The organism is Streptomyces sp. BBFR25, from assembly GCF_044590125.1.
Lineage (GTDB): Bacteria > Actinomycetota > Actinomycetes > Streptomycetales > Streptomycetaceae > Streptomyces > Streptomyces canus_D.
Genome location: NZ_CP172447.1, coordinates 5,368,072 through 5,394,687 on the forward strand (window position 1 = coordinate 5,368,072; position 26,616 = coordinate 5,394,687).

General features: G+C 72.9%; 24 protein-coding genes and 2 pseudogenes. 9 read left to right on the plus strand and 17 right to left on the minus strand.

What is annotated here, in order from left to right:
* Nucleotides 1-121 precede the first annotated feature (121 nt).
* Nucleotides 122-409: pseudogene (locus tag ACGH52_RS24685) on the plus strand (TetR/AcrR family transcriptional regulator); the annotation flags it as partial.
* Nucleotides 410-500: 91 nt separating this feature from the next.
* Here the strand turns inward: ACGH52_RS24685 and ACGH52_RS24690 are convergent.
* From ACGH52_RS24690 to ACGH52_RS24700, 3 genes are read right to left on the minus strand one after another with little or no spacing between them, the layout of a single operon-like run.
* Complete coding sequence (locus ACGH52_RS24690) at nucleotides 501-767, minus strand: exodeoxyribonuclease VII small subunit (protein ID WP_076976072.1); 267 nt, start codon at nucleotides 765-767, stop codon at nucleotides 501-503.
* Nucleotides 768-776: 9 nt separating this feature from the next.
* On the minus strand, nucleotides 777-1,985 hold the full coding sequence (gene xseA, locus ACGH52_RS24695) for an exodeoxyribonuclease VII large subunit (protein ID WP_210977841.1): 1,209 nt from the start codon (nucleotides 1,983-1,985) through the stop codon (nucleotides 777-779).
* Between the two features lie 54 nt (nucleotides 1,986-2,039).
* Entirely contained in the window at nucleotides 2,040-3,422 is a 1,383-nt protein-coding gene (locus tag ACGH52_RS24700) for an APC family permease (protein WP_210977842.1), read from the minus strand.
* Nucleotides 3,423-3,548: 126 nt separating this feature from the next.
* On the opposite strand from ACGH52_RS24700, the gene ACGH52_RS24705 reads away from it, so the two are divergent.
* The gene (locus ACGH52_RS24705; RefSeq protein ID WP_210977843.1) at nucleotides 3,549-4,610 is read left to right on the plus strand and encodes a 4-hydroxy-3-methylbut-2-enyl diphosphate reductase; all 1,062 of its coding nucleotides are present in this window, start codon (nucleotides 3,549-3,551) and stop codon (nucleotides 4,608-4,610) included.
* 29 nt (nucleotides 4,611-4,639) lie between these two features.
* On the plus strand, nucleotides 4,640-5,380 hold the full coding sequence (gene ppgK, locus ACGH52_RS24710) for a polyphosphate--glucose phosphotransferase (protein ID WP_399942408.1): 741 nt from the start codon (nucleotides 4,640-4,642) through the stop codon (nucleotides 5,378-5,380).
* A gap of 43 nt (nucleotides 5,381-5,423) precedes the next feature.
* Here the strand turns inward: ppgK and ACGH52_RS24715 are convergent, their stop codons facing one another.
* Nucleotides 5,424-6,023 (minus strand): DUF6542 domain-containing protein, encoded by a 600-nt coding sequence (locus ACGH52_RS24715; protein WP_121701882.1) that lies wholly within the window; start codon nucleotides 6,021-6,023, stop codon nucleotides 5,424-5,426.
* 184 nt (nucleotides 6,024-6,207) lie between these two features.
* Here ACGH52_RS24715 and ychF point away from each other — a divergent pair, with 184 nt between their 5' ends.
* On the plus strand, nucleotides 6,208-7,296 hold the full coding sequence (gene ychF / locus ACGH52_RS24720) for a redox-regulated ATPase YchF (protein WP_076976078.1): 1,089 nt from the start codon (nucleotides 6,208-6,210) through the stop codon (nucleotides 7,294-7,296).
* Between the two features lie 92 nt (nucleotides 7,297-7,388).
* Here the strand turns inward: ychF and ACGH52_RS24725 are convergent, their stop codons facing one another.
* The 4 genes from ACGH52_RS24725 to ACGH52_RS24740 all read right to left on the minus strand — a co-directional run bounded on the left by ACGH52_RS24725 (nucleotide 7,389) and on the right by ACGH52_RS24740 (nucleotide 12,751).
* On the minus strand, nucleotides 7,389-8,267 hold the full coding sequence (locus ACGH52_RS24725; RefSeq protein WP_399942413.1) for a hypothetical protein: 879 nt from the start codon (nucleotides 8,265-8,267) through the stop codon (nucleotides 7,389-7,391).
* Between the two features lie 116 nt (nucleotides 8,268-8,383).
* Nucleotides 8,384-8,626 carry a DUF6411 family protein gene (locus ACGH52_RS24730; RefSeq protein ID WP_076976080.1) on the minus strand — a complete coding sequence of 81 codons (243 nt, stop codon included), beginning with the start codon at nucleotides 8,624-8,626 and terminating at the stop codon, nucleotides 8,384-8,386.
* Between the two features lie 132 nt (nucleotides 8,627-8,758).
* On the minus strand, nucleotides 8,759-9,946 hold the full coding sequence (locus ACGH52_RS24735; RefSeq protein ID WP_121701883.1) for a phosphatidylserine/phosphatidylglycerophosphate/cardiolipin synthase family protein: 1,188 nt from the start codon (nucleotides 9,944-9,946) through the stop codon (nucleotides 8,759-8,761).
* Between the two features lie 9 nt (nucleotides 9,947-9,955).
* Nucleotides 9,956-12,751 (minus strand): AAA family ATPase, encoded by a 2,796-nt coding sequence (locus ACGH52_RS24740; RefSeq protein ID WP_399942418.1) that lies wholly within the window; start codon nucleotides 12,749-12,751, stop codon nucleotides 9,956-9,958.
* 356 nt (nucleotides 12,752-13,107) lie between these two features.
* On the opposite strand from ACGH52_RS24740, the gene ACGH52_RS24745 reads away from it, so the two are divergent.
* Nucleotides 13,108-14,022 (plus strand): MBL fold metallo-hydrolase, encoded by a 915-nt coding sequence (locus tag ACGH52_RS24745; protein WP_076976083.1) that lies wholly within the window; start codon nucleotides 13,108-13,110, stop codon nucleotides 14,020-14,022.
* Nucleotides 14,023-14,044: 22 nt separating this feature from the next.
* Complete coding sequence (locus tag ACGH52_RS24750; RefSeq protein WP_399942421.1) at nucleotides 14,045-15,538, plus strand: carboxylesterase/lipase family protein; 1,494 nt, start codon at nucleotides 14,045-14,047, stop codon at nucleotides 15,536-15,538.
* A gap of 83 nt (nucleotides 15,539-15,621) precedes the next feature.
* Here the strand turns inward: ACGH52_RS24750 and ACGH52_RS24755 are convergent, their stop codons facing one another.
* On the minus strand, nucleotides 15,622-16,221 hold the full coding sequence (locus tag ACGH52_RS24755; protein WP_076976085.1) for a TetR/AcrR family transcriptional regulator: 600 nt from the start codon (nucleotides 16,219-16,221) through the stop codon (nucleotides 15,622-15,624).
* 154 nt (nucleotides 16,222-16,375) lie between these two features.
* On the opposite strand from ACGH52_RS24755, the gene ACGH52_RS24760 reads away from it, so the two are divergent.
* Nucleotides 16,376-17,332, plus strand: coding sequence for an NAD(P)-dependent alcohol dehydrogenase (locus tag ACGH52_RS24760; protein ID WP_121701886.1), 957 nt, complete (start codon nucleotides 16,376-16,378; stop codon nucleotides 17,330-17,332).
* Between the two features lie 35 nt (nucleotides 17,333-17,367).
* Here ACGH52_RS24760 and ACGH52_RS24765 read toward each other — a convergent pair.
* The 3 genes and pseudogenes from ACGH52_RS24765 to ACGH52_RS24775 all read right to left on the minus strand — a co-directional run.
* Nucleotides 17,368-18,261: pseudogene (locus ACGH52_RS24765) on the minus strand (hydroxylacyl-CoA dehydrogenase); the annotation flags it as partial.
* A 123-nt stretch (nucleotides 18,262-18,384) separates the two neighbouring features.
* Nucleotides 18,385-18,882, minus strand: a complete 498-nt coding sequence (locus tag ACGH52_RS24770) for a DinB family protein (RefSeq protein ID WP_399942425.1) — start codon at nucleotides 18,880-18,882, stop codon at nucleotides 18,385-18,387.
* 26 nt (nucleotides 18,883-18,908) lie between these two features.
* The gene (locus tag ACGH52_RS24775) at nucleotides 18,909-19,535 is read right to left on the minus strand and encodes a class I SAM-dependent methyltransferase (protein WP_399942428.1); all 627 of its coding nucleotides are present in this window, start codon (nucleotides 19,533-19,535) and stop codon (nucleotides 18,909-18,911) included.
* Between the two features lie 132 nt (nucleotides 19,536-19,667).
* Between ACGH52_RS24775 and ACGH52_RS24780 the strand changes: the two genes are divergently transcribed.
* Nucleotides 19,668-20,264, plus strand: coding sequence for a helix-turn-helix domain-containing protein (locus ACGH52_RS24780; RefSeq protein ID WP_399942431.1), 597 nt, complete (start codon nucleotides 19,668-19,670; stop codon nucleotides 20,262-20,264).
* Nucleotides 20,265-20,308: 44 nt separating this feature from the next.
* Here ACGH52_RS24780 and ACGH52_RS24785 read toward each other — a convergent pair whose 3' ends face one another.
* On the minus strand, nucleotides 20,309-21,232 hold the full coding sequence (locus ACGH52_RS24785) for a LysR family transcriptional regulator (RefSeq protein ID WP_399942434.1): 924 nt from the start codon (nucleotides 21,230-21,232) through the stop codon (nucleotides 20,309-20,311).
* Between the two features lie 106 nt (nucleotides 21,233-21,338).
* On the opposite strand from ACGH52_RS24785, the gene ACGH52_RS24790 reads away from it, so the two are divergent.
* Nucleotides 21,339-22,169, plus strand: a complete 831-nt coding sequence (locus tag ACGH52_RS24790; protein WP_399942437.1) for an oxidoreductase — start codon at nucleotides 21,339-21,341, stop codon at nucleotides 22,167-22,169.
* 42 nt (nucleotides 22,170-22,211) lie between these two features.
* Here ACGH52_RS24790 and ACGH52_RS24795 read toward each other — a convergent pair whose 3' ends face one another.
* The 4 genes from ACGH52_RS24795 to ACGH52_RS24810 are packed head-to-tail and all read right to left on the minus strand — an operon-like array spanning nucleotide 22,212 to nucleotide 26,579.
* Complete coding sequence (locus ACGH52_RS24795) at nucleotides 22,212-23,519, minus strand: dihydrolipoamide acetyltransferase family protein (RefSeq protein WP_399942440.1); 1,308 nt, start codon at nucleotides 23,517-23,519, stop codon at nucleotides 22,212-22,214.
* A gap of 10 nt (nucleotides 23,520-23,529) precedes the next feature.
* Nucleotides 23,530-24,495, minus strand: coding sequence for an alpha-ketoacid dehydrogenase subunit beta (locus ACGH52_RS24800; RefSeq protein ID WP_171987268.1), 966 nt, complete (start codon nucleotides 24,493-24,495; stop codon nucleotides 23,530-23,532).
* Between the two features lie 31 nt (nucleotides 24,496-24,526).
* A complete protein-coding gene (pdhA, locus tag ACGH52_RS24805; RefSeq protein WP_399942443.1) occupies nucleotides 24,527-25,654 on the minus strand; it encodes a pyruvate dehydrogenase (acetyl-transferring) E1 component subunit alpha in 1,128 nt (375 codons plus the stop codon).
* Nucleotides 25,641-26,579, minus strand: a complete 939-nt coding sequence (locus ACGH52_RS24810; RefSeq protein ID WP_399942446.1) for a hypothetical protein — start codon at nucleotides 26,577-26,579, stop codon at nucleotides 25,641-25,643. Before ACGH52_RS24810 ends, pdhA begins: the two co-directional genes overlap by 14 nt.
* Nucleotides 26,580-26,616 lie beyond the last annotated feature (37 nt).

Genomic DNA, 26,616 nt, shown 5'->3' on the forward strand with positions numbered 1-26,616 from the left:
GCGGGCCGCGTTCGCGCCGTTGACCGGCGGGCACGCCGTCGACCTGCCCCGCGATGGTGCAGACGCGGCCGTCCGGGACGCCGCCGGCGCCCGTGAGCTGCTCGGCGAGCTGCCCCCGGCGGTGGCGCTGCGGCGCTGGATGGACCTGTTCGGGGACTGGATCGCGACCAGGAACGGCATGCTCGACACGCTGCTCACGATGATCGAGTCGGGCGAGATCGCCCATGCGCGGACCCGGACCGAGCTGCTGACGGCCATCACCACGATCCTCGACGCCGGCCGCGCGGCGGGCGACCTCCGCTCCGACGCCTCCGCCGCAGACATCGCCGCCTCGCTCATCGGCATCTTCGCCGTGGCCCCCCGGCCCGAGCACGAGGCCAAGGCCGGCAGCCTGCTGAACCTCCTGATGGGCGGCCTCAGGTCCACCGCCCGCCCGCCCGGCCTGCGCCAAGGGGGCTGGGGCGGGTCTGATCCACACGCCACGCCCCCTCTAGGGGCCCCTAGAGGGCGTCGTCGCTCCCGGCGGCCGTGTCCTCCGGGCCCGTCTCCTCCTCGGCCAGCGCCGCGTCCAGGCGGGCCCGGGCGCCGTCCAGGCGGCGGCGGCAGACCTTCGCCAGCTCCTCGCCCCGCTCCCACAGGGCGAGCGACTCCTCCAGCGTCGTACCGCCGGCCTCCAGCCGCCGGACGACCTCGATCAGCTCGTCCCGCGCCTGCTCGTACCCGAGCGCCTCGGACATCGCCGTCGGCTGCTCCACCTCGCTGGTCATCCACCCACCCTATGCGTCGACTCGTACGGAGAAATCGCCCTCGGAGACCCGGGCGCGCAGCGTCTCGCCGGGCTCCACCTCGCCGGGGTCGCGGACCGCGTGGCCGTCGGCCCGCTGGAGCACCGCGTACCCGCGCTTGAGGGTCGCGGCGGGGGAGAGGGCCACCACGCGCGCGTGCGTGTGCGTCAGCTCGGAGTCGGCCCGGTCGAGGTGGTGCCGCAGCGAACGGCGGCTCCGGTCCAGCAGCGCCGCCACCTGCTCGGCCCGCTCCTCGATCATCCGGTGCGGATCCTGTATCGACGGCCGGGCCAGCGCGTGGGCCAGCCCCCGCTCCTCGCGGTCGACGAACGCCGCCACGCACCGCCGGGCGCGGTCCCGCAGCAGCCGTACCCGCTCGTACTCCTCGCCGACGTCCGGCACGACCTTCTTCGCGGCATCGGTCGGCGTGGAGGCGCGCAGGTCGGCGACCAGGTCGAGCAGCGGGCTGTCCGGCTCGTGGCCGATCGCCGAGACGACCGGCGTACGACAGGCGGCCACCGCCCGCACCAGCTGCTCGTCGGAGAACGGCAGCAGGTCCTCCACGCTGCCGCCGCCCCGCGCGACGACGATCACGTCCACGTCGTCCAGCGCGTCCAGCTCCTTCACCGCCTGCACCACCTGCGGCACCGCGTGTACACCCTGCACCGGGACGTTGCGCACCTCGAAGCGGACGGCGGGCCAGCGGTGCCGGGCGTTCTCCAGGACGTCCCGCTCGGCCGCCGAGGCCCGCCCGCACACCAGGCCCACCAGCTGCGGCAGGAACGGCAGCGGCTTCTTGCGCTCGGCCGCGAACAGGCCCTCGCGCGCGAGGGACTTCTTCAGCTGCTCCAGCCGCGCGAGCAGCTCACCGACGCCCACCGGCTTGATCTCGGCGGCCCGCAGCGACAGCTGCCCCCGCGGCGCGTACCACTCCGGCTTGGCGTGCACGACCACCCGGGCGCCCTCGCCCACCACGTCCGCCACGGCGTCGAACACCTGCCGGTAACAGGTCACGCTCACGGAGATGTCGTACGACGGGTCGCGCAGCGTCAGGAACACCACGCCGGCGCCCGGCCGCCGCGACAACTGGGTGATCTGCCCCTCGACCCAGACCGCGCCGAGCCGGTCGATCCAGCCCCCGATCAGCCGTGAGACCTCGCCCACGGGCAGCGGACTTTCGGGGGACGAGTTGGCAGCCATGCGCCCGAGCGTAACGGCCGGGTCCGACAATCCGGCCCTCCGCGTCCGCCCCTCTCACACGCCCGCCCGGTCCGCATCCCTCCGCCCCCTCCACTGCACCGCCAGCACCACCAGCCCCACCGCAAGCCAGATCGCCCCGACCACCTGCGCGGTCCGTGACGCCTCCACGATCACCGCGACCGTGATCGCCGCGCCGAGCACCGGCATCAGCAGATGCCGCCACCAGCTCACCGCTTCCCCGCCGCGCCGCACCACGAACCAGCCCACCACGCTCGCGTGGAGCAGCGTGAACGCGGTCAGCGCGCCGACGTCGACCACCGAGACCAGGTGGTCGAGACCGTCGTCCCGGCGCGCCGCCCACACCGCGGCCGCCATCGTGATCACCGCCGACACCAGCAGGGCCACGCGCGGCACCCCGGCGTCCGTCCGCGACAGCACCCGCGGCAGCCGCCGGTCGCGGCCCATCGCGAACAGCAGCCGCCCGGCCGCCGCCTGTCCGGCCAGCGCCGCGAACGCCGCGCCGATCGCCTTGCTCACCGCCACCAGATCGTGCAGCCACGTGCCCACCGACGCGTCCACGGCGTCGTAGAACGCCGACCCCTGCCGCTCCGGCTCCGCCGCCAGCTGAGCCGACGACACCGGCTCCAGGAGTGCCACCAGGTACGTCTGCGCCACGAACAGCACGCCCGCCAGCGCCAGACAGAAGAGCAGCGCCCGCGCGACCTTCGCCGAACCCCCGGTGACCTCCTCGGCGAAGGTGGCGATCGCGTCGAAGCCCAGGTACGACAGCACCGCCACCGACACCGCGCCGACCACCGCCGACAGCGCGAACGCCCCCTGCGTGCCGTCCCCCGACAGCGGCGACAGCCAGTCGCGCTCGGCCCCGTCCTGCGCCAGGACCACGATCGCCGTGGCCACGAAGACGATCAGTACGACGATCTCCATGGCGAGCACCAGGAAGCCCACCCGGGCCGCCGCCCGCACCCCCCACAGGTTCAGCAGCGTCGTGACGACGACCGCGATCGCCGTCCACACCCACCGCGACACCTCCGGGACCAGCGCCTCCATCGCGATGCCGGAGAAGAGGTACGCCACCGCCGGGATGAGGACGTAGTCCAGCATCGCCATCCACCCGGCGATGAACCCGGCCCCGTTGCCGAGCCCCGCGCGCGCGTATGCGAACACCGAGCCCGCCTGGGGGACCACCCGCACCATCTGCGCGTAGCTGAATGCGGTGAACGCCATCGCGATCGTGGCGACGATGTAGACGAGGGCCACCGCGCCGTGCGACTTGGCGTCCAGCGTGCCGAACACGCCGACCGGCGCCATCGGCGCGATGAACAGCAGGCCGTAGACCACCAGGTCCCTGAAGCCCAGACTGCGCCTCAGCTGGTGTTCCTCACCGGCCCCCGGGGCCGTCGTACCGCTCTGCGCCATCGTGCCTCCGCCTGTGTTTCGGTTCCGCCCCGGTTCTGCTCAGGGCTCCGCCTCGGAACGTTCCCGCCAGTCTTCCGGGCAACGCCGCACCCACGCGATCTTTGACCCGCCGAACGCGGCCTTACGATGGGTGCCATGACTGCTTCGCCTGGCCGCCGTGTCCTGCTCGCCGCCCCCCGTGGCTACTGCGCGGGTGTGGACCGCGCCGTGATCGCCGTCGAGAAAGCCCTGGAGCAGTACGGGGCTCCGGTGTACGTCCGGCACGAGATCGTCCACAACAAGTACGTCGTCCAGACCCTGGAGAAGAAGGGCGCGATCTTCGTCGAGCGGACGGAGGAGGTCCCCCCGGGGAACATCGTGATGTTCTCCGCGCACGGCGTGGCCCCCGTCGTCCACGAGGAGGCCGAGCGCGGTCGCCTCGCCACCATCGACGCCACCTGCCCCCTCGTCACCAAGGTCCACAAGGAAGCCGTCCGCTTCGCCGACGACGACTACGACATCCTGCTGATCGGCCACGAGGGCCACGAGGAGGTCATCGGCACCTCCGGCGAGGCCCCCGACCACATCCAGCTCGTCGACGGCCCCGAGGACGTCGCGAAGGTCGAGGTCCGCGACCCCTCCAGGGTCGTCTGGCTCTCCCAGACGACTCTCTCCGTCGACGAGACGATGGAGACCGTCGACGCGCTCAAGGACAAGTTCCCGCAGCTCATCTCCCCGCCGAGCGACGACATCTGCTACGCCACGCAGAACCGCCAGCTCGCGGTGAAGCAGATGGGCGCCGAGGCCGAGCTGGTGATCGTCGTCGGCTCCCGCAACTCCTCCAACTCCAAGCGCCTGGTCGAGGTCGCCAAGCAGGCCGGCTCCCGCGAGGCGTACCTGGTGGACTTCGCCGACGAGATCGAGGAGTCCTGGCTGGACGGCGTCACCACGGTCGGCGTCACCTCCGGCGCCTCCGTCCCCGACGTCCTGGTCGAGCAGGTCCTGGAGTGGCTCTCGCGCCGCGGTTTCGAGGACGTGGAGATCGTCAAGGCCGCCGAGGAGTCGATCACCTTCTCGCTGCCCAAGGAGCTGCGCCGCGACCTGCGCGAGGAGGCGGCGTCCCTGGTGGCGGAGCGGGGCGGCTCGGGTGCGGCAGGCACCACGGGTACTGCGGGTACTGCGGGTACCGCGGGTACGCCCGAGGCGTGACCGTCAGTCGTCCGTCGTAACGTAGGGCCATGCAGATCTTCGGCGTGGACATCGGCGGATCCGGGATCAAGGGCGCCCCTGTGGACCTCGACAGGGGCGACCTGGCCCAGGAGCGCTGCAAGGTGCTGACCCCGCATCCGGCGACCCCCGACGGCGTGGCCGACGGGGTCAGGCAGGTCGTCCAGCACTTCGACTGGACCGGCCCGGTCGGGCTCACCTTCCCGGGCGTGGTGACCGGCGGCGCCACGGTGCGCACCGCGGCCAACGTCGACAAGGGCTGGGTCGACACCGACGCGCGCGCCCTGTTCAGCGAGCGGCTGGGCGGGCTGGACGTGACGGTGGTCAACGACGCGGACGCGGCGGGCGTCGCCGAGATGCACTTCGGCGCCGGTCGCGGCCGCAAGGGCACGGTCATCCTGCTCACCTTCGGCACCGGCATCGGCAGCGCGGTGTTCACCGACGGGGTCCTGGTCCCCAACACCGAGCTGGGCCATCTGGAGCTGGACGGTCACGACGCGGAGAAGCGGGCCTCCAGCAAGGTCAAGGACGACCACGACATGTCGTGGGAGCACTGGGCCCACCGGGTCCAGAAGTACCTCGCGCACGTCGAGATGCTGTTCTCGCCGGAGCTGTTCATCATCGGCGGCGGTGTCAGCCGCAAGTCCCACAAGTTCCTGCCCCACATCGAGGGCATCCGCACGGAGATCGTCCCCGCCCAGCTCCAGAACAACGCGGGGATCGTGGGGGCGGCGATGCGGGCGGCGGGCTGAGCGGGGCACGGGCTGAGCAGGGCCCGGCTGAGCGCGGGTGCGGTCAGGCCGGGGGCCGGTTCCGGGCGGCGGCCCGGCGCCGCACCAGCCGGATCCGGCGGACGATCACGGCCGACCCGGCGACCAGCGTCCCGCCGTACAGCCACCCGGCCTCGGTGGCCAGGGCGGTGACGAGCCCCATCAGCCGTCCGGCGGGACCGTCCCCGCTCTCCGCCACGGGCACCAGGCCCACGGCGAAGGCGATCGGCACCACGACGGGGGCGGTCAGCAGGTCGCCCCGGCGCACCCAGAGCGCGGTGAGCAGACTCACCGGCACGAACAGCACCCCGTACACGGTCAGGGACGCGCCGAACAGCAGCTCGTCCAGGAAACCGAGCAGGGTCATCACGGCCGCGCAGAACAGACCGCTGCCGAGCCCCGTCAGGCGCGGATTGGGCATCCCGCGCAGGGCCCGCACGGCCCTGGCCACGGGTGAACCGGCCCCCGGAGCCGGGCGTGCCGGGTCCACGCGCCGTGCCACCGGTCGCCCGCCCCGCCCCACCGGGGGCCGCGCGGCAGCGGCGCCGCCCCGGCCCTGTGCGGGCAGCGGCGCCCGGCTTCGTCGCGGTCCGTACTGCGCAGGTCGCGTCCTGTGTTGCTCCACTGGACCAACTTAGGTCGGTTTATGTGCCGAATAGCCCGACAGACACGCCGTCGGGCGCGCCTTGGCCAAGCGTTCGACTCCGAGCGGGTGCGGCACGGCACACCCCGTAGACTGGTGGATCGGCCCCTGCCTGGCCTGCCCCATCCCACCCGCCCTCCGCATCTCACGTACGGGAAGTCGCAACGTGTCGCTCACGATCGGAATCGTCGGTCTGCCGAATGTCGGCAAGTCGACCCTGTTCAACGCCCTGACCAAGAACGACGTGCTCGCGGCCAACTACCCGTTCGCCACGATCGAGCCCAACGTCGGTGTGGTCGGCGTCCCCGACCCCCGCCTGGCGAAGCTGGCCGAGATCTTCTCCTCCGAGAAGATCCTCCCGGCCACGGTCGACTTCGTCGACATCGCGGGCATCGTGCGCGGCGCGAGCGAGGGCGAGGGCCTGGGCAACAAGTTCCTGGCCAACATCCGCGAGTCCGACGCGATCTGCCAGGTCATCCGCGCCTTCAAGGACGAGAACGTCGTGCACGTCGACGGCAAGGTCTCGCCGAAGGACGACATCGAGACGATCAACACCGAGCTGATCCTCGCCGACCTCCAGACCATCGAGAAGGTCCTCCCGCGCCTCCAGAAGGAGTCGCGCATCAAGAAGGACATCGCGCCCAAGGTCAAGGCCGTCGAGGAGGCCAAGGAGATCCTGGAGAGGGGCGACACGCTGTTCTCCCAGGGCATCCTCCAGGGCACCGAGCGCGCGGAACTCCTCCACGACCTGCACCTCCTCACGACGAAGCCCTTCCTCTACGTCTTCAACGTCGACGAGGACGAGCTGACCGACGAAGCCTTCAAGAACGAGCAGCGCGCCCTGGTCGCCCCCGCCGAGGCGATCTTCCTCAACGCCAAGCTGGAGGCGGACCTCGCCGAGCTGGACGAGGACGAGGCCCTCGAACTCCTCCAGTCCGTCGGCCAGGAGGAGCCCGGCCTCGCCACCCTCGCCCACGTCGGCTTCCGCACCCTCGGCCTGCAGACCTACCTGACGGCCGGCCCCAAGGAATCCCGCGCCTGGACCATCAAGAAGGGCGCCACCGCCCCGGAGGCCGCCGGTGTCATCCACACCGACTTCCAGAAGGGCTTCATCAAGGCGGAGGTCATCTCCTTCGACGACCTGATCACCACCGGCTCGGTGACCGAGGCCCGCGCCAAGGGCAAGGCGCGCATGGAGGGCAAGGACTATGTGATGCAGGACGGGGATGTGGTGGAGTTCCGCTTCAACGTGTAGCGGGTGGCTTGCGCCTTTTCGTGCTCAATGCGGTGAGGCCCCCGCGCCGTCGTGCGGTGCGGGGGCCTCACCGGAGGGCAACTCGGTGGTGGTCAGCCCTGCTTGGGTCCGCCCTGTAGGGCCTGGTCGGTCATGTCGGTTACCTGTCCGGTCGGCGGGGGCTCGGCGTTGACCTCGGTGCCGAAGTCGGAGAAGTGCATCACCGTGGTCATTTTGAGCTGCTGCGGGGACGCGCCGGCGTCCGGCTTCGCGGATGCGGAAGCGGGGGCCTTGACGGTCATGTCGATCTGTTGCTTCCGGAGTCGGCCCTCGTCGTCGAGCCAGACCTGCATGGGCAGGGTCGGGCCGAGCTGCTTGCTCATCTGGTCGCCGCCCGGCAGTTTGGAGACGTCCACGGAGACCTTGTAGTGCGTGGTGTCGGCTCCGTCGACCTTCTCGGTGCCGACCTTCTTGACGTCCTTGTCGGTGATCGCCTTGGCGTAGGCGGCGGTCTGCGCGGGGTCGCCGATCTGCTGGTTGCCCATCCTCTGCTGCGCGGCCACCTTCTTCAGGTCGATCTTGATCCAGGGCTTGCCGCCGGGGGCCTTCTGGTCGGGGGACTTCTGGTAGAGGACCTGGTCGACCACGCGCTGCTCGATGCTCTGGTCCTGCGCGGTGACGGTCATCACGCTGTCCCCCTCGGCGAGGTCGAGGACACCCTTGCCGTCGGACGTGATCGTCTGACCCTCCGCCGTAAGCTTCATCCGGATGGTCATGCGCGCCGACTCGGCTTCGGCCGTCTTGTCGTAGGCCGCTCGCACTTCCGTCGTGCCCTGCTCCTGGGCGCCCTTGCTCCCGCTCGCACTCGGCGACGCGTCGCTCCCCTTCCCCTCGGACTCGTCGCCCCCACCGCATCCCGACAGGGCGACGCTTCCCACGATCGCGGCGACCACGATCGCACCGGTCCTCGTCCCGTTGACACGCATGTGCATCCCCATCTCCCCAGCACCTTTTCGACGAGTAGTGGCCGGCGTCCGATCACGCCCACCCGCCGTACCGAATGCCCCGGAATATCCCCAACGCACCTACGGATTTGGGACTTTGGGGCTCAGAACGGCATGTGGCCGCGGGCCCGCCGACCGGCCGAACCGCTGCGGCCGACAGCCTTGGAGCTGCTGCGGAAGGGCTTGCTGAAGGCGCGGCCGAGGATGCCGGGAGCCTTTCCTCCGGCTCGTGACCCGAGGCCGAGCGTGCGCTGGGTTCCGCGTTGCGGGTGGTGGGAGAGGCGCGGTACGAGGAAGGCGAGAACGGCGAGAACGACACACACGGCGACGATTCCTACGATCATCATGGCGGGGCTCCAGACTGTGAGACGTGCCTGTCGATTGCCCTCGATACGGGGGGCCATGCGCCAAGCCGCGCCCGCCCCCGAGGCCGCGCGCCTCACTCGCGGTTCGGCTCCGCGTGGTCCCGCTCCGTCAGTTCACAGGAATCGGCGCAGGGGCAGGACGGCCGTCTCCCGGAGGCGTTGCAGGGCATCGCGGCGCTTCCAGCGGGTCGGCTCGATGGCGGTGCTGCGTTCCAGGTCGGCGTCGAAGTCCCGGTCCAGGCCGCTGGTGAACTCCTGGTCCAGGACGGCGAGCATCACTTCCTCGTCGTGGTCCATGGAGCGCCGGTTGAAGTTGGTGGACCCGATCAGGGCGGCCAGCCCGTCCACCGTGATGATCTTGGCGTGCATCATGGTCGGCTGGTACTGGCGAATCGACACCCCGGCGTCCAGCAGACGGGCGTAGTGGTACTGGCCGGCCAGTTGGCAGGCCCGCTGGTCGGTGTGCGGGCCGGGGAGCAGGATCTCCACCGTGACGCCGCGCCGGGCGGTGGCGCAGAGCAGGTCGACGAAGTAGGTGTCCGGGGCGAAGTAGGCGGTCGCCAGGCGGAAGCGGTGCTCGGCGGAGGTGAGCATGACGCGGATGAGGGTCTGCATGTCCTGCCAGCCGAAGCTGGCCGAACCGCGCACCACCTGGACGATGGATGTGCCGGGCTGGGTGTGTTCGGAGAACCGGTCCCGGTCGTCGTACAGCTCGTCGTGGCACTCGGCCCAGTTCTGGGCGAAGGCGGCGGCGACGCCGTCCACGGCCGGGCCGCGCACCTGGACGTGGGTGTCGCGCCACTCACCGGGGCCGCGGGCGTCGCCGCACCACTCCTCGGCGATGCCGACGCCTCCGGTGAAGGCGGTGTGCTCGTCGATGACGAGGGCCTTGCGGTGGCAGCGGTGGTTCTGCTTGAACGGCGACAGCCACAGCGGTTTGCGGAACCAGGCGATCAGTACCCCCGCGGCCTCCATGGCGTCCAGCAGGTCCTGCTCGATCTCCTTGGCGCCGAAGCCGTCCAGCAGCAGCCGGACCCGTACTCCGGCCCGGGCCCGGTCGGCGAGAGCGGCGGCGAAGTCGCGGGCTATCTGCCCGCGCCAGTACACGAACGTCATCATGTCGATCGTGTGCTCGGCCGCCCGGATCGCCCCCAGCATGGCGGGGAAGATCTCGTCGCCGTTGCGCAGCGCGACGAGTTCGTTCCCTTCGGTGGCCGCGACGCCGATCAGCCGTTCCAGGCGGCGGCGCAGCCGTTGGATGCTGACCCGGTCGGCGCCGGGGTGCTGTTCAGCGACGGTCATGCCTGGTCCTTACGGGGAGAGCGGGCTGCCCCGAAGCGTCCTCTCGGGCACCGTCGGGCGCCGGGAGTCTATCCCGGCATCCGACCGCACCGGCCCGCCTCCGGTCACGTCACGTAGTTGGGCGCGGGCGGTGATGCCCAGTTTGGGGAAGACGCGATAGAGGTGGGAGCCGACCGTGCGGGGGGAGAGGTACAGCTTCTCCCCGATCTCGCGGTTCGTCAGGCCGTGGGCCGCCAGCTGGACGATCTGTTGCTGTTGGGGGGTGAGTTCGGTGAGCGCGCGGGGAGTGACGCCGTTCGGCTCGATGCCCGCGGCGCGCAGTTCTGCCTGGGCGCGTTCGATCCACGGTCGGGCGCCGAGCCGCCGGAACGTGTCGAGTGCGGCGGTCAGCAGCGGGCGGGCCTCCGCGATACGGCGCCGGCGGCGCAGCCACTCGCCGTAGTCCAGCCGGGTCTGTGCCCGCTCGAAGGGCCAGTGCTCGCCCGCTTCGTCCGCCAGCGCCGCCCGGTAGTGCCGTTCGGCGTGCTCCGGTGCGGCGAGCAGCGCGCGGGCCCGTTCGGTCAGGGAGGAGACGCGTGCCGACGTGCCGGTGCCCAGGCGCCGTACCGACCGCTCCAGCGGTTCCGCGGCGAGTTCGTGGTGTCCCCGGCGGACGGCCGCGGCAGCGAGGTCGGCCAGGACGGTGGGGGAGACGTGGTAGTGGACCGGGTCGCCGTCCTCGGTGAAGGCGGCGCGGAACTGCGCGTACGCGGTGTCGTAGTCGCCCTCGGCCACCGCCGCCAGCCCCAGGGCACGGCGGGCGCAGACCGCTACGGAGCGGCTCTCCAGGGGATCGACGAGGGCCAGTGCCCGCTCGGCGTTCGCGCGCGCCTCGGCCGGTTCGCCGAGCAGCGCCAGCACGGTCGCGTCGAGGGCTCGCGCGCACGCCTCGGCGTGGTCCAGTCCGGCCCGCGCGGCCACCTCCGCGATCTCGGCGGCCACCGAGCGGGCCTCGGCCCAGCGGCCCTGTTCCAGAAAGGTCCACCCGGCGGCGCAGGCCAGTCCGGCCGGCAGCGGGCCGTGGGCCTGCCAGCGGTCGAAGGCCTCGTCGAAGGTCCTGGCGGCGAGCGGCGTCTGGTCGAGGAGCCAGGCCACGATGGCGAGCGCGGTCAGGGCTCCGGCGTCGTCCCCGGCCTCGGCGATCAGCCGGGGCAGCGCCGGGGCGAGGGAGGCCCCCGCGCCGGTGGGATCGGAGACGGCCAGGGTCCAGGCGCGCAGCGCACCGCCCGCGGGGGAGTCCGGCACCTGGGAGAACAGGTCCTCGATGCGCTGCCGCTGGGACTCCTCGCCCGAGTAGTAGCGGACCACCGCTGCCGCGGCGAGCGCGTCCAGCAGGCGGGGCGAGCGGGCGTCCGCCGCCTCCTCGGCGATGCGCGAGAGCAGCGCGAAGGCGGCCGTGTGGTGCGGGCCCATGGTCATGAGCCGGCCCGCCGCCAGCGTGGCCCGGCTGGTCAGCGCCGGGTCGTCACCGCGCCTGCGGACCTCGTCGGCCAGGTGTTCCACCCAGCCGAGCTGACCGGTGTAGACGGCCAGGTCCGCGGCGTCGGCCAGCAGCCGCGCCTGGTCCGCGCGGCGCGGGCTGAGTTCCGCGGCGCGTTCCAGGGCGGCGGCAGCGGCCGCGTGGCCGCCCCGGCGCCGGGCCCGGCCGGCTGTTTCCAGGAGGAGCTTCGACACCTGCTCGTCGGGGCGCTCGGTCGCGGCGGCGAGGTGCCAGGCGCGGCGGTCGGGCTCCTCGTCCAGCAGTCGGGCGAGAGTGAGATGGGCCTGCCTGCGCTCCTCGAAGGGCGCGGCGTGGTAGACCGCCGAGCGGACGAGCGGGTGGCGGAAGGTGATCCCGGTGCTGTGCCGTCGTACGAGACCGGCCCGTTCGGCGGGCAGCCACCTCGTGTCGGCCGCCTCGGGCAGGCCCCGCGCGGCCACCGGCGCGTCCGGCGCGTCCGCGGCGGCGAGCAGCAGCAGGGCGTGGCGGGTGGCATCCGGCAGGTGCCGCAGGTGCCGCGCGAAGATCGCTTCCAGCCGGTCGGTGACGGGCAGCGGGCCCTCCACTCGGCTGCCCTCCGGCTGTCCGCCCGCGGCGGCGAAGGCGCGGGTGAGTTCGACCAGGGCCAGCGGATTGCCGGCCGCCTCCTGGAGAATCCGGACCCGGGTGCGGCCGGTGGGCGGCTGCGGCTGCTCGTCCAGCAGCCGGTTCGCGGCGGCACCACTCAGGGGGCCGATCTCCAGACGCTCGTAGCCCTTGTCGAAGCCGGGCAGCGAGGCCGCGGCACGCGCGCCCATCAGCAGCGTCACGGGCTCGCCGTCCATGCGCCGGGCCACGAAGGACAGGACGTCCAGCGAGGCGCGGTCGATCCACTGGGCGTCGTCGACCACCACGAGCAGCGGTGCCGGTTCCGCCAGGTCCGACACCAGGGTCAGCACCGCCAGGCCGACGAGCAGGGCGTCGGGGGGCTCGGCGTGGTCGGCGGGATCGGTCAGTCCCAGCGCGATCCGGAGCGAGGAACGCTGCCGGGGCGGAAGACCGTCCAGGTCGGCGAGTACCGGGCGGAGCAGCTGGTGCAGACCGGCGAAGGCGAGGTGGGCCTCGGACTCGCTGCCGACCGCTCGCAGCACCAGATGACCGGCGTCGCGCGTTCGCCGTACGGCGAGGTCGAGCAGGAGGCTCTTGCCGACACCGGGTTCGCCCTCGACGACCAGCACCGCGCTGTGGGACCGGCCGGCGGCGACGCGCCGCATGATGTCCGCGGTCTCGGCTTCCCGGCCCAGCACCGTCGGAGCGGGACCTCCGGCCGGGCCTCGGCGGCCCGCCCGAGGGCTTCCAGCATTCTCCACCGTCGCTCCAGAACTGAGATCTCGCACGGCTCGCCATAGGCCGTAAGTCGTGTGCCGTGCTCCGTGAGCCGTATCCCGAAGTCCGGTTCAACGCCTATTCCACCGGTGGCATTCCTGATCGTGCAGGCCAGGTGCAGTCACGTGACGCATACCGCGACCCCGGCAGCGCGACGCACTCTTGCGGAACAGGCGCAACAGGCGAAACAGGCGCCTTCACGGGGGACGCCGAGCGCGCGGAATCGATCGCACCGTCCGAACCATCGAACCATCGCACTATCGAACTGGAGACGACCATGGACACCATCGCCCTGGGCGATGTCACCGTGACCCGAGTCCGGGAGTACTACGGCCCCGTCGGCATGACGCCCGAGGCGTTCGTCCCCGACACCCCGGCCCAGGCGTGGGACACGCACCGTTCCTGGCTGGTTCCGGACTTCCTGGACGCCGAGACCCGGATCGTCAACACCGCGATCCAGACCTGGGTCCTGCGCAGCGAGGGCAAGACCATCCTGGTCGACACCGGCGTCGGCAATCACAAGGACCGGCCGTACGCGCCGGTGTGGAGCCGTCTGGACACCGACTTCCTGGGCAATCTCGCCCGCGCCGGGGTCCGCCCCGAGGACGTCGACATCGTGATCAACACCCACCTGCACGTCGACCACGTCGGCTGGAACACCTACCTCGACGGCCGGACCTGGGTACCGACGTTCCCCAACGCCACCTACCTCATGGCGAAGGCCGACTTCGACTACTGGAACCCCGCCAACGAGATCCCGACCCTGCTCGGCCGGGGCAACCAGAACGTCTTCGAGGACAGCGTCGCCCCCGTGCACGCGGCCGGGCTCACCCGGCTGTGGGAGGGCAGCCACCGCATCGACGCCAACCTGCGCCTCGACCTCGCCCCCGGCCACACCCCCGGCTCGTCGGTGCTGCGGCTGGAGTCCGGCTCCGACCGCGCCCTGTTCGTCGGCGACCTCATGCACAGCCCGGTCCAGATCCACGAGCCCGACGCCAACAGCTGCTTCTGCGAGGACCCCGCCGAAGCCCGCGCCACCCGCCACAAGCTCCTGGGCTCGGCGGCCGACAGCAACGCCCTCGTCTTCCCCGCGCACCTCGGCGGCCACGGCGCCGCCGAAGTCGTCCGGGAGGGCGGCAAGTTCGCCGTCAAGGGCTGGGCGCCCTTCGCCAAGTACACCGAGCAGGCCTGAGGACCGCGGAAGGACACGCGACATGAACCACCACCCCGACCCCGTCGTGACCACCGCGCAGGGCACCGTTCGCGGCCTGCGCCGGGGCGGCGCCCTCACCTTCCTGAACATCCCGTACGCCGCCCCGCCCCGCGGCGCCGGCCGGTTCGCCCCGCCGCGGCCGCACGAGCCGTGGGACGGCGTACGGGACGCCACCGTGCCGGGGCCCACCGCCCCGCAGGCCGAACGCAGGCTCGGCGACATCGACATGACCCCCTACTTCGGCACCGGCTGGAGCCGCGGCGAGGACTACCTCACCGTCAACGTCTTCGCGCCCGCCGCAGGAGGGGGCGGTCTGCCGGTCATGGTGTTCGTCCACGGCGGAGGTTTCGTCGCCGGGTCGACGCGGGCCGCCCTGTACGACGGCTCCGCCTTCGCCCGTGACGGTGTCGTCCTGGTCACCCTCAACTACCGGCTCGGGATAGCCGGGTTCCTCGACATCCCCGGGGCGCCCGCCAACCGCGGCCTGCTCGACGTCGTCGCCGCGCTGCGCTGGGTGCGGGAGAACGTCTCCGCGTTCGGCGGCGACCCGCACAACGTCACCCTCTTCGGCCAGTCGGCCGGGGCGACCACCGTCGGCGGCGTCCTCGCCACCCCCGGGGCCGCCGGCCTGTTCCGCCGCGCGATCGTGCAGAGCGGCAGCGGCCTGGGCGCGTTCACGCCCGAGCAGGCCGCCCGCGTCACCAGGGCCGCGGGCGAGGCCCTGGGTGTCGAGCCCTCCGCCGACACCTTCGCCGGCATCCCCGACGAGCGGCTCGTCGAGGCGGCGTCCGGGCTCGCGGGCATCGACCTGCGGACCGAGACCCACGGTGACCCGCTGATCGGTCTGAGCCCCTTCAGCCTGGTCCTGGACACCCAGCCCGCCGCATCCGTCGCCGCCGGCCGCGCCGCCGACGTCGACCTGCTCGTCGGCACCAACACCGAGGAGGGGAACCTCTATCTGGTCCCCGTGGGCAGGTACGCCACCTCGACCGCCGCCGACGTCGACGAGGCCGCCGCACGCTCGCACCCCGATCCGGCGCGGCTCGTCGCGACCTACCGCGCGTCCCGCCCCGGGGCGTCCGCCGCGGAACTGCGCTCCGCCGTCATGACCGACGCCCTGTTCGGCGCGGGCAGCCGCGCCCTGGCGGACGCCCACGCGGCCCACCACCCGCGGTCCGCCACCTACGCCTACGAGTTCGCCTGGCGCTCGCACGCCCTGGACGGAGAACTCGGCGCCACCCACGGGGTCGAACTGCCCTTCGTCTTCGACCTCGCCGACCGGCCCGAACTCAACGGCCCCGCCGCCCTGCTCGGTCCCGACCGGGCCCCCGCGGACCTCGCCGCCCGCGTCCACGAGACCTGGATCCGGTTCGCCCGGACCGGCGACCCCGGCTGGGACCGGTACGACACCGACCGCCGGGCCACCATGCGCATCGACACCGAGTGGACCCAGGTCGACGACCCCCGCGGCCGGGAACGGCGGCTCTGGAGCTGACCCGCCACGACCACCGTCCCCGCCACGACCACCGTCCCCGCCACGACCACCGGCCCCGCCGGCCCGCCGGAGCCGGACGCGGATCAGCCCGGGGGACGGTGTCCTGACACGCCCAGGCCCTCGACGGCGATCCCCATGAGCCGAGTGGCGTGCCGCACGGCGTCGGGGGTGTGCTCGGCCGCGAGGGACACCGCGTTGGCGAGGGAGACCAGTTCGACGACGGTCACGTCGTCGCGGACGGTGCCGTCCTGCTGGGCGCGGGCCAGGAGGTCGCCGCCCGCCTCCGTCAGCAGTCGCTCGCAGCCCGAATCCGGTGCGGACGACCCGTTCGTGCCCGTTGCCTGCAGCAGGGCGCGGGCGGCGCCGCGCGTCGCGGCACCGAAGACCGCCAGGGAGATCAGCCATTTCGTCAGGGCGGTCGCGGACGGGTACTCGCTCGCCAGGGTCCGGGCCTCGTCGCACAGCCGCTCCACCCGCTCCTGGAAGACGGCCTGGAGCAGGACCCACCGGGACGGGAAGTGGCGGTGCAGCGTGGCGGAGCCGACGCCGGCCCGCCGTGCGATCTCCTCCAGGGAGGCATCGGCTCCGCGCCGGGCGACTTCGGCCGCGGCGGCATCGAGGATCCGGTCGTAGTTGCGGCGCGCGTCCGCGCGTTTGGGTGGGCCCGGGTTCTCCCTGGTCACGCTCGTGATCTCCTTCCTCGCCGCAAAGCGGGGTGCCACCCCAATTCTCGCACCGTCGCCGGGCCGCGCCGTTTGACAAGAAGTGGGGGGTGCCCCCATATTCGGAAAAGCGGAGGGGTACCCCGTTTCTGCTCCACGACGAGGAGACCAAGGCATGCGTGCCGTACAGTTCGACCGTTTTGGCCCGCCCGACGTTCTGCGTGTCGACGACGTCCCCGCGCCCCGGCCGGGGCCCGGAGAAGTCCTCGTCGACGTGCACGCCGCGAGCGTGGACGCCGGTGAGACCGCTTTCAGAGCGGGCAAGATGCGCCGGGTGACCCGCGCCCGCTTCCCGCGCCGCCTGGGCAGCGACTTCGCCGGCCGGGTCGCGGCCGTCGGCGACGGCGTACGCGGCTGGGGCGTCGGGGACGCGGTGTGGGGACTCATGCCGCACCTCACCTTCGGCGCCCTCGCCGACCACGTCGCCGTGCCCGAGCGCAGGCTGGCCCGCGCTCCGGAGAACCTGAGCCTCGTCGAGGCCGCCGCCCTGCCGGCGGCGGGCACCACCGCGATGACGGCCCTGATCGGCAAGGCGCGACTCCAGCCCGGGGAAAAACTCCTGGTCCGCGGCGCCACCGGCGGTGTCGGCAGCGTCGCCGTGCAACTGGGCAAGGCGCTCGGCGCGCACGTGACCGCCCTGGCGGGCGCCCGCAATCTGGACTGGATCACCGGGCTCGGGGCGGACGAGGCCGTGGACTACCGCACGACCCGGCCCGAGGACCTCGACCGCTTCGACGTGATCGTCGATCTCGTCGGCACCGACCTGGGGGCCTACCAGGCGCGGCTGGCCCGCAAGGGGCGCCTGGTCGCACTCGCCTTCGACTCGGACCGCGTCGTCTCCTCCATGCTCGGCATGGCGCTGCGAGCCGCCGCCACTCCCCGGCGCGTCAAGATGTTCAGCAACAACCCGTCGGCCGACCGGATCGCCGACCTCACCCGGACCGTGGAGGCGGGAACGATCCGGCCGGTGATCGACACGGTCTTCCCCGTGCACGACATCGCGGCGGTCCACGAGCGGCTTGAATCCGGCGGTGTCCGCGGCAAGTACGTCATCGACATGCGGCTCCCCTGAACAGGGTCGAACCGGGGCTCCCCGCGGCCGGCGGGTCAGCGCTCCAGCGCGCACTCCGCCGTCGCCAGCACCGTGCGGGTCTGGAGTTCCACCTGGTCGGGCACGGGCACCCAGCGCAGCCGCAGGGACGACTCGAACTCCGTGCACCAGGCGGTGAACAGCTCGTCCAGCTCATGGCGGAGCCCGGGAGCCGCCGGGTCGTCGGCGGCGCGGAGGAGCCGCAGCAGGAGACCCGCCGCGCGCAGGGGCTGGCGGCGTGCGACGACCTCCAGGGCGCTGATCCCGGCCGTCGTCAGCCGGGGTGAGGTCCCGGTGCCGGGCCCGTCGTCCGCCTGCCGGAGCAGGGGTGCCCAGGAGTCGGCCACCAGGTCGTACAGGTCGTCGGCCATCCACTCCAGCACGCGTCTGGGCGCGCTGTCCTCGACCGGCGGCAGGAAGCCCCGGGCCTTGTCGAAGACGGCGGTCACCTGCCGGCCGCCCTCCCGCACCAGCCCGGACAGCTCGCGCAGAGCACCGGCCGGGTCCGGGTGCGGGGACAGGTCGTCGGCCGTACCGGTCGCCCACAGGGGGACTTCGACGATCGCCGTGACACCGCCGTACCGCTGGGGCGCGCACCAGGTGGACAGGCCGATGTTCTCGGACCCGGCCGCCAGCCGGGCGATGCTGTCCGGCGGCGGCAGGATGTGGATGCCGGGGGCCGGGTTCTCCCAGTACAGGGCGTCGTACGTGCCGTGCTGGACCGGGACGCCGAGCGTGGCGGCGACGGCGCGGAAGGGGGCCGCGAGGCCGGGAAGGCCGCGGGTGAGCTGGACCCAGGTGCCGCCCGCGTCGACGCTGTGCAGCGAGCACTGGAGAACGGGCCGCGACTCCTCGATCACGTCGAACAGGGCACGGCTCTCGGGCAGGCGCCGCCCCTCGATGGGCGCCCACGTCTACAGCGTGGTCCTCGTGGTCGGCACGGCGGCCTGTCTGACGTTCGTGGTCGCGGTCACCCTGCCCGTGGACATCGCCCTCCTGGTCCGCGCGGTGCGCGGCCTGAGGGACCGGCGCCGTCAGCGCCCCGTCGTCCCGTCGATCAGCTCGCGCAGGATGTCCGCGTGCCCGGCGTGGCGGCCGGTCTCCTCGATCATGTGGGTGAGGGCCCAGCGGACGCTGGGCGCGGGGCGGCCCGGGCGGGACCGGGGGAGCGGTTCGCCCAGGTCGGCGCAGCCGTCGAGTACGCGGTTGGCCCGTTCGACGGCCTCGCGGTAGCGGGCGACGACCTCGGCCACGCTGTCCTCCGGCGCGGCCCGGAAGGTGGCAGGCCAGCTCCGTACCTCCGCCCCCAGGAAGAGCGCGCGCTCGACGTGGGTCAGGTGGGTGAGCAGACCGAGCAGGTTGGTGCCGGACGGCACCGCGGCCGTGCGGACCTGGGGCTCCGGGGCGCCCTCGACCTTGCCGGCGATCGAGGTCCGCAGGTAGTCGAGGAACCCGCGCAGGGTCTCGGCCTCACTGCCGCCGGTCCGGGGCGGCGGGGTGTCCCGGCGGTGGGTGCGGGGGGTGGTGGGCATGGTGGCCTCCCTGGGGACTGGCGCGGTCAGCCCGCGTGGCGGACGAGCAGGACGTGGTCGACGACCTCGGCGGTGCGCCCGCCCGGGCCGGTCGCGGTCCGGCGCGGGGCCTCGGCCCGCTCGACCCGCCAGGTCGCCGGGTCCAGGGCGAGGTCCGCCGCGACCTCCTGCGGGGACGGGTACCGCGTGTCGGGGTCCTGGTCCCACGACCACGGCGCGGTCGAGCCGTGGTCGACGACCAGCAGCCGCCCGCCCGGGCGCAGCGCGTGCGCGGCCGTACGCAGGACCGACGCGCGGTCCAGGTCGTAGGGGGTGTGCAGGTAGTGGGCGCAGACCAGGTCGAACCGGCCCTCGGGGAAGGACGTGCGCAGGTCGTGCCGTACGGCGTCCACCAGGTCGCCGAGGCCGTGCGCGCGGGCGTGCCCCGCGAGCCGCTCGGCCGCCACGCCGGAGATGTCCACGGCCCTGACCCGCCAGCCCCGCCGGGCCAGCCACAGCGCGTCACCGCCGCTGCCGCACCCCAGGTCGAGGGCGTCACCGGGCGGCAGGGGGGTGACCGTCTCGACCAGGCGGACGTTCGGTCGCGGGGCGTCGGGCGCCGGGCGGGCGGCGTACACGCCGTCCCAGAACGTGACCGCGTCGGTGGCGCTCATCGGAACTCCTTCGGTCGGCTTTCGGTGTCCGCTTTCCGTCGGCTCGGCCGGGTACGAGCGACGGACATGGCCAGTCTCGACAGCAACCGCCCGATCCGGCACGAAAACTTGCCGTTATGACAAGGTGGCCCGATGGACGCCGGAACGGACGACGTACTGGAGGCGGTGGGCCCACGACTGCGCGCGCTGCGCCGTGACCGGGGGATCACCCTCGCCCACCTCTCGGCGGCAACGGGCGTGTCGGAGAGCACCCTGTCCCGGCTGGAGAGCGGACAGCGCCGCGCCACCCTGGAACTGCTGCTGCCCCTCGCCCGGATCTACGACGTCCCCCTGGACGACCTCGTCGGCGCCCCGCGCACGGGCGACCCCCGCATCCACCTGAAGCCGATCCGGCGCTACGGCATGGTCTTCGTGCCGCTGTCCCGGCGGCCGGGCGGCACCCAGGCCTTCAAGATGATCATCCCGAGCCGCCCGGCCCCGCTCGAACCGACCCCGCAGACCCACGAGGGCTTCGAGTGGCTGTACGTGCTCAGCGGGCGGCTGCGGTTGCTGGTCGGCGAGCGTGATCTGACGCTGTCGCCCGGTGAGGCGGCCGAGTTCGACACCTCCCTGCCGCACTGGCTGGGCAGCGCGGACGGCGGTGCGGTCGAACTGCTCGTGCTGTTCGGGCTGCAAGGAGTGCGGGCCCACGTGCGCGGCGGCGGTGCCGCGGGCAGCGGGGGCGACTGAGCGCCGTCCCGTCCGGGCGGGACCGCTGGGGGAGCCGGGGGCCGTCAGGTCCGGTCCGTCACCCGGCGGCACGCCTCCACGTACCCGCGCACCAGCGTCCGCCCCTCGTCCTCGCGGCGCCAGGCCAAGGCGTAGCGGCTGGGGGCCAGGCCGCGGACCGGGCGGGTGGTGACGCCGCCCAGGGTGATCAGCGGGGCGTTGCCCGCGGCCATGAGGCAGATGCCGAGGCCCGCGACCAGGGCCTCGTACGTCTCCTCCGTGCCCGAGATCTCGGCCCCGACGCGCGGCGCGCGGGCGGCGGGACCGCCGAGTGCCCGCCGTTCGTCCAGCGCCAGCCAGAAGTCGCGCAGCACGCCCGCCTCCGGCGGCAGCGCGAGGAACGGTTCGTCGGCCAGGTCGGCGAAGTCGAGTTCCCGGCGGGAGGCGAGAGGGTGGGTGTCGGGGAGGGCGACCAGGCGGGGTTCCTCGGCGACCACCGCCCAGGCGTAGCGGTCGGCGTCGGGCAGCGGCAGCCACACGTACGCGACGTCGGCCGTACCGTCGGCCAGGCCCGCGGTCGGGTCCTGCCAACTCGCCTGCCGCAGCCGCAGCACCGCCTCCGGGTGGACCGCGGTGAAGCGGGAGCGGATCGCCGGCAGCAGACCGCCGCGGCCGGGGCTGGTGCTCATGCCGACGAGCAGGGTGCCGCGCCGCGCGGCACGGGTCGCCTCCACCGCCGCCGCGCCCTCGGCCCAGTCGGCCAGCATCCGTCGGGCGTGCGGCAGCAGCGCCGTACCCGCCTCGGTGAGGGTCACGCCCTGATGCCCGCGGCGGAACAGCTCGGTGCCCAACTGCCTCTCCAGCGCCCGGATCTGCTTGCTCAGCGCGGGCTGCGACACGTACAGGCGCTCGGCCGCCCGCGTGAAGTGCAGCTCCTCGGCCACCGTCGCGAAGTAGCGCAGCTCCCGCACATGTACGTCCATCGTCATAACCGTTGGTTATCACCGTGGGTCTTGGACGGACAACCCAGCTGTGGACGAGGGTCGTTGATGTCGGAGCAGTGGTTGCCCGGACGAGGGACACGAGGGAGTCGGAATGAACAAGGTGTGGCTGATCACCGGGGCGAGCAGCGGTTTCGGGCGGGCGCTCGCCCAGGCGGCCCTGGCCGACGGGGACGTCGTGGTCGGCGCGGCACGGCGCCCCGAGGCGCTCGACGACCTCGTGGCCGCGCACCCGGACCAGATGGAGGGGCTGCGCCTGGACGTCGCCGACACGGCCGCCGCCGGCGACGCCGTACGGGACGTGCTGGCACGGCACGGGCGGATCGACGTACTCGTCAACAACGCGGGCCGCACGCACGTCGGCGCCCTTGAGGAGACCGGCGAGGAGGAGCTGCGCGCGCTGTTCGACGTGCACGTCTTCGGCCCGGCCGCGCTGACGCGGGCGGTGCTTCCGTCCATGCGGGAGCGGCGCTCGGGCGCGATCGTGCAGATGAGCAGCATGGGTGGGCAGATGTCCTTCGCGGGCTTCTCGGCGTACAGCGGTACGAAGTTCGCGCTGGAGGGCATGTCCGAGGGGCTCGCGGACGAGGTCCGGGACTTCGGCATCAAGGTGCTGATCGTCGAGCCGGGCTCCTTCCGCACCGGCCTGTTCGAGGCCGGGAACGCCGGGATCAGCGCGGACAGCGGCGTGTACGCCAAGGTCGGCGAGACCCGCAGGATGATCGCCGCGGGCGACGGCAGCCAGCCCGGCGACCCTGCCAAGGCCGCGGCGGCCATCCGGGCCGCCCTCGCGGCCGAGCACACCCCGCTGCGCCTGCCGCTCGGCGACGACGGCGTCAGCGCGGTGCTCGGCCATCTCGACCAGGTCCGCCAGGACGTCGAGGCGTGGGAGAAGCACACCCGGGCCACGGCGTTCGACGACTGACCGGACTCCGCACCGACGGCCCCCACCCGACGCAGGCCGTCACTACGCCCAGCCGATCAGCCGCTTGGGCTGTTCCAGGACGGCCGCGACGTCGGCGAGGACCTTGGAGCCCAGCTCGCCGTCGACCAGGCGGTGGTCGAAGCTCAGGGCGAGGGTGGTCACCTGACGCGGTTTCACCTTGCCCTTGTGGACCCACGGCTGGATCTTGATCGCGCCGACCGCCAGGATCGCGGACTCGCCGGGGTTGAGGATCGGGGTGCCGGTGTCGACGCCGAAGACGCCGACGTTGGTGATGGTCACCGTGCCGCCCTGCATGGCGGCGGGGCTGGTCCTGCCCTCCCGGGCCGTGGAGACCAGCTCGCCCAGGGAGGCGGCCAGCTGGGGCAGGGTCTGGGCGTGGGCGTCCTTGATGTTCGGGACGATCAGGCCGCGGGGGGTGGCGGCGGCGATGCCCAGGTTGACGTAGTGCTTGACCACGATCTCCTGCGCGGTCTCGTCCCAGGAGGCGTTGATGTCCGGGTGGCGCTTGATCGCGACCAGCAGGGCCTTGGCGATCAGGAGCAGCGGGTTCACCCGCAGGCCCGCGTACTCCTTGTCCTGCTTCAGCTCCTCGACCAGCTTCATCGTGCGCGTCACGTCGACCGTCACGAACTCGGTGACGTGCGGCGCGGTGAACGCCGAGCCGACCATCGCCGCCGCCGTCGCCTTGCGCACGCCCTTGACCGGGACACGCGTCTCACGCACCGAGTCGTACGACGCCGGAGACGACGGCGACGGGGACGACGACGGGGACGGGGACGGCGACGAGGCCGGGGCCGCCGCCGCGTGGACGTCCTCGCGGGTGACGGTGCCTTCGGGGCCGGACGGGACCACGGTGGCCAGGTCGACGCCGAGGTCCTTGGCCAGTTTGCGCACCGGCGGCTTGGCCAGCGGACGCCCGCCGGTGGCCGGGGCGTGGCCGTTGGCCCGGGCCGGGTCCCCGGCGTCCTTGCGGGCGCGGCGGCGGGTCGCGGAGGTGGACACGCCGTAGCCGACCAGCACGGGCCGGCGGGCTTCGGGCGGCGGTGTCCGCTCGGGAGCCTCGGCGGCCGTACCCGTGCCGATCGCGACGATGGACGTGCCCACGTCGACGGTGGTGCCTTCGGGGAAGTGGAGGGCGCGGACCACGCCGTCGTAGGGGATGGGCAGTTCGACGGCGGCCTTGGCCGTCTCGACCTCGCACACCACCTGCCCGTCGGTGACCGTGTCACCCGGCTGGACGTACCACTTGAGGATCTCGGCCTCGGTGAGCCCCTCACCCACGTCCGGCATCTTGAACTCACGCACGGAACTGTCCGTCATCGTCGTCACGCTCCCCTCCTCAGTACGCCAGCGAGCGGTCGACGGCATCCAGCACCCGGTCCAGATCGGGCAGGTACTCCTCCTCCAGACGCGCCGGCGGATACGGCGCGTGATACCCGCCCACCCGCAGCACCGGAGCCTCCAGGTGGTAGAAGCAGCGCTCCGTGATCCGGGCCGCGATCTCCGCACCCGACCCCAAAAACACCGGCGCCTCGTGCACCACGACCAGACGCCGCGTCTTCTCCACCGACGCCTGCACGGTGTCGAAGTCGACCGGCGAGATCGACCGCAGGTCCACCACCTCCAGCGAGCGCCCCTCCTCGGCCGCCGCGTCGGCGACCTCCTGGCACAGCTTCACCATCGGCCCGTACGCCACCAGCGTCAGATCCGTGCCCGCGCGGACCACCCGCGCCGCGTGCAGCGGACCCGGGATCGCCTCGGTGTCGACCTCGGCCTTGTCCCAGTACCGCCGCTTGGGCTCGAAGTAGATCACCGGGTCGTCGCTCTGGATGGCCTGCTGCATCATCCAGTACGCGTCCGCCGCGTTCGACGGTGAGACCACCTTCAGGCCCGCCACATGCGCGAACAGCGCCTCGGGGGACTCCGAGTGGTGCTCGACCGCGCCGATGCCGCCGCCGTAGGGGATGCGGATGACGACCGGCATCTTCACCTTGCCCAGCGACCGGGCGTGCATCTTCGCCAGCTGCGTGACGATCTGGTCGTAGGCCGGGAAGACGAAACCGTCGAACTGGATTTCCACCACCGGCCGGTAACCGCGCAGTGCCAGACCGATCGCGGTACCCACGATGCCCGACTCCGCCAGCGGCGTGTCGATCACCCGGTCCTCACCGAAGTCCTTCTGCAGACCGTCGGTCACCCGGAAGACACCACCGAGCTTGCCGACGTCCTCACCCATGATCAGGACCTTGGGGTCCGCATCCAGCGCCCGGCGCAGCGACTCGTTGATCGCCTTCGCCAGCGCCATGCTGGTGGATGTCACGGTCTCCGCTGCCATCTCAGACCCCCTCTGCATCCGCGAACGACGCCTGGTACGCGGCGAACTGCGCCCGCTCCTCGTCCACGAGCGCGTGCCCGTCCGCGTACACGTTCTCGAAGAGGGACATCGGCTCGGGCGCCGGCATCGCGCGCACCGCTGTCCGCAGGCCCGCGGTGAGGGCGTCGCACTCGCGGTCGACGTCGCGCAGGAAGTTCCCGTCCACCAGCCCCGTGCCGGTGAGATGGTCACGGAGGCGGTCGATCGGGTCCTTCTCGGCCCACTCCCGCACCTCCGCCTCGTGGCGGTAGCGGGAGGGGTCGTCCGAGGTGGTGTGGGCGCCCATCCGGTACGTGTACGCCTCGATCAGCGCCGGTCCCTCACCGCGCCGGGCACGGTCCAGGGCCCAGCGGGTGACCGCGAGCGAGGCCAGCACGTCGTTGCCGTCGACCCGGACGCCCGGGAAACCGAAGCCCTGGGCGCGCTGATAGAGCGGCACCCGGGTCTGCTTCTCGTTGGACTCGGAGATCGCCCACTGGTTGTTCTGGCAGAAGAACACCACCGGCGCGTTGTAGACCGCCGCGAAGTTGAACGCCTCGCTCACATCGCCCTGGCTCGTCGCGCCGTCCCCGAAGTACACCAGCACGGCGGAGTCGCCGCCGTCCTTGGCCACGCCCATCGCATAGCCCGTGGCGTGCAGCGCCTGCGAGCCGATGACCAGGGTGTAGAGGTGGAAGGCGTGGCTGTCCGGGTCCCAGCCGCCGTTGTTCACGCCCCGGAACATCGCCAGCAGGCGCAGCGGGTCGAGGGAGCGGCACAGGGCGACGGCGTGCTCCCGGTAGCTGGGGAAGACGTGGTCGCCGTCGGCCAGGGCGCGCGCCGAGCCGACCTGGGCGGCCTCCTGGCCCAGCAGCGAGGGCCACAGGCCCAGCTCTCCCTGGCGTTGCAGCGTCACGCCCTCCGCGTCCACGCGGCGGGCCCTGACCAGGTCGCGGTACAGGCCGCGCAGGTCGTCGGGGGTGAGGTCGGCGACGTAGGCGTCCCAGGCGGGGTCGCTCACGCGGGTGCCCTCGGGGGTCAGCAGCTGGACCAGCTCGGTCGTCATGGGGTCTCTCCGGCTTCCGGTCGCTTCCGGTTCAGTCGATGCCACGGCACAGGTGCGGTTCCTCGCGGGCGTCGTCGGGATCCCCGGCGAGTCCAAGGACGGGCGCGGCGGCGGGGCTCGCCGCGGCGGGGGTCATCGTGCGCGGCCGGGTCGGGGACGGCAGGGGCAGCGCACGGCCCAGGGCGTCGTCGTACACGGCGCCGAACGGTTCGAGCCAGGGCACGGCCGTGCCGAGCAGGGCGTGCACGCCGTCGTCGCCGAGCGTGGTGCGCACCGAGGTCAGGACGTGCCCGCGACCGGTCGGCCGCAGATCCACCCGGAAGACGCCGAACTCCAGGCCCAGTCGGCGCACCGCGGCGGACGCCTCGTCGGCGAGCGCGGCCCAGGCCGGGCGGGTCAGCTCGGCGGTGCGCACCGGTCCGGCCGGCGGGACGGAGGCGACCAGCACGACGTGCGGCCGCCCGGCCGCGAAGACGCCCACCGCGGCCAGGGTGCCCGGCACCGGCTCCGGCGTGGCCTCGACCAGGAAGCCCTCCGCCGCCAGCGCGGCCCGGCAGGCACCGGGATCCTGTACCCGGCGCACCACGTCGGGCCGGTTGCCGCGCAGGCCCAGGGCCTCCGCGGTCACGGCGGCGGACTCCTGGGCCTCGGGGCGCAGGCCGAGGACGACGTCGAAGTGCCCGCCCCGGTCCACCTGTTCGCGGGCCCAGGCGGCACACACGGCGGGGCGGGTGACGTCGAGGCCGGAGGAGGTGTCGGCGAGTTGCGTCGACTCGGGGCCGCGGCCGGCCAGCCGGGACGCCTGGTCCACGACATGCGTGGCGAGTCCGCAGGCCCAGGCCTCCAGCAGGGCGGAGACGGCGGCGGTGGCGTCCGGTCCGTCGCAGGCGCTCGGGGACCCCAGGAGGAGGGCGACGGGCGTCTCGGCGGCGGTGGGCACCGGGGCCGGTCGAGTGCGCTGTTCGATCATCTGGCTGCCTCCCGGGGCGGGTTCGTGCGACGGCGGT

Excerpts from the sequence above, each read along its gene's own strand:
- ACGH52_RS24690 (WP_076976072.1), bottom strand. The coding sequence starts at position 767 with ATGACCAGCGAGGTGGAGCAGCCGACGGCGATGTCCGAGGCGCTCGGG.
- xseA (WP_210977841.1), bottom strand. The coding sequence starts at position 1,985 with ATGGCTGCCAACTCGTCCCCCGAAAGTCCGCTGCCCGTGGGCGAGGTC.
- ACGH52_RS24700 (WP_210977842.1), bottom strand. The coding sequence starts at position 3,422 with ATGGCGCAGAGCGGTACGACGGCCCCGGGGGCCGGTGAGGAACACCAG.
- ACGH52_RS24705 (WP_210977843.1), top strand. The coding sequence starts at position 3,549 with ATGGGTGCCATGACTGCTTCGCCTGGCCGCCGTGTCCTGCTCGCCGCC.
- ppgK (WP_399942408.1), top strand. The coding sequence starts at position 4,640 with ATGCAGATCTTCGGCGTGGACATCGGCGGATCCGGGATCAAGGGCGCC.
- ACGH52_RS24725 (WP_399942413.1), bottom strand. The coding sequence starts at position 8,267 with ATGCACATGCGTGTCAACGGGACGAGGACCGGTGCGATCGTGGTCGCC.
- ACGH52_RS24730 (WP_076976080.1), bottom strand. The coding sequence starts at position 8,626 with ATGATGATCGTAGGAATCGTCGCCGTGTGTGTCGTTCTCGCCGTTCTC.
- ACGH52_RS24735 (WP_121701883.1), bottom strand. The coding sequence starts at position 9,946 with ATGACCGTCGCTGAACAGCACCCCGGCGCCGACCGGGTCAGCATCCAA.
- ACGH52_RS24745 (WP_076976083.1), top strand. The coding sequence starts at position 13,108 with ATGGACACCATCGCCCTGGGCGATGTCACCGTGACCCGAGTCCGGGAG.
- ACGH52_RS24750 (WP_399942421.1), top strand. The coding sequence starts at position 14,045 with ATGAACCACCACCCCGACCCCGTCGTGACCACCGCGCAGGGCACCGTT.
- ACGH52_RS24760 (WP_121701886.1), top strand. The coding sequence starts at position 16,376 with ATGCGTGCCGTACAGTTCGACCGTTTTGGCCCGCCCGACGTTCTGCGT.
- ACGH52_RS24770 (WP_399942425.1), bottom strand. The coding sequence starts at position 18,882 with ATGCCCACCACCCCCCGCACCCACCGCCGGGACACCCCGCCGCCCCGG.
- ACGH52_RS24775 (WP_399942428.1), bottom strand. The coding sequence starts at position 19,535 with ATGAGCGCCACCGACGCGGTCACGTTCTGGGACGGCGTGTACGCCGCC.
- ACGH52_RS24780 (WP_399942431.1), top strand. The coding sequence starts at position 19,668 with ATGGACGCCGGAACGGACGACGTACTGGAGGCGGTGGGCCCACGACTG.
- ACGH52_RS24785 (WP_399942434.1), bottom strand. The coding sequence starts at position 21,232 with ATGACGATGGACGTACATGTGCGGGAGCTGCGCTACTTCGCGACGGTG.
- ACGH52_RS24790 (WP_399942437.1), top strand. The coding sequence starts at position 21,339 with ATGAACAAGGTGTGGCTGATCACCGGGGCGAGCAGCGGTTTCGGGCGG.
- ACGH52_RS24800 (WP_171987268.1), bottom strand. The coding sequence starts at position 24,495 with ATGGCGCTGGCGAAGGCGATCAACGAGTCGCTGCGCCGGGCGCTGGAT.
- ACGH52_RS24810 (WP_399942446.1), bottom strand. The coding sequence starts at position 26,579 with ATGATCGAACAGCGCACTCGACCGGCCCCGGTGCCCACCGCCGCCGAG.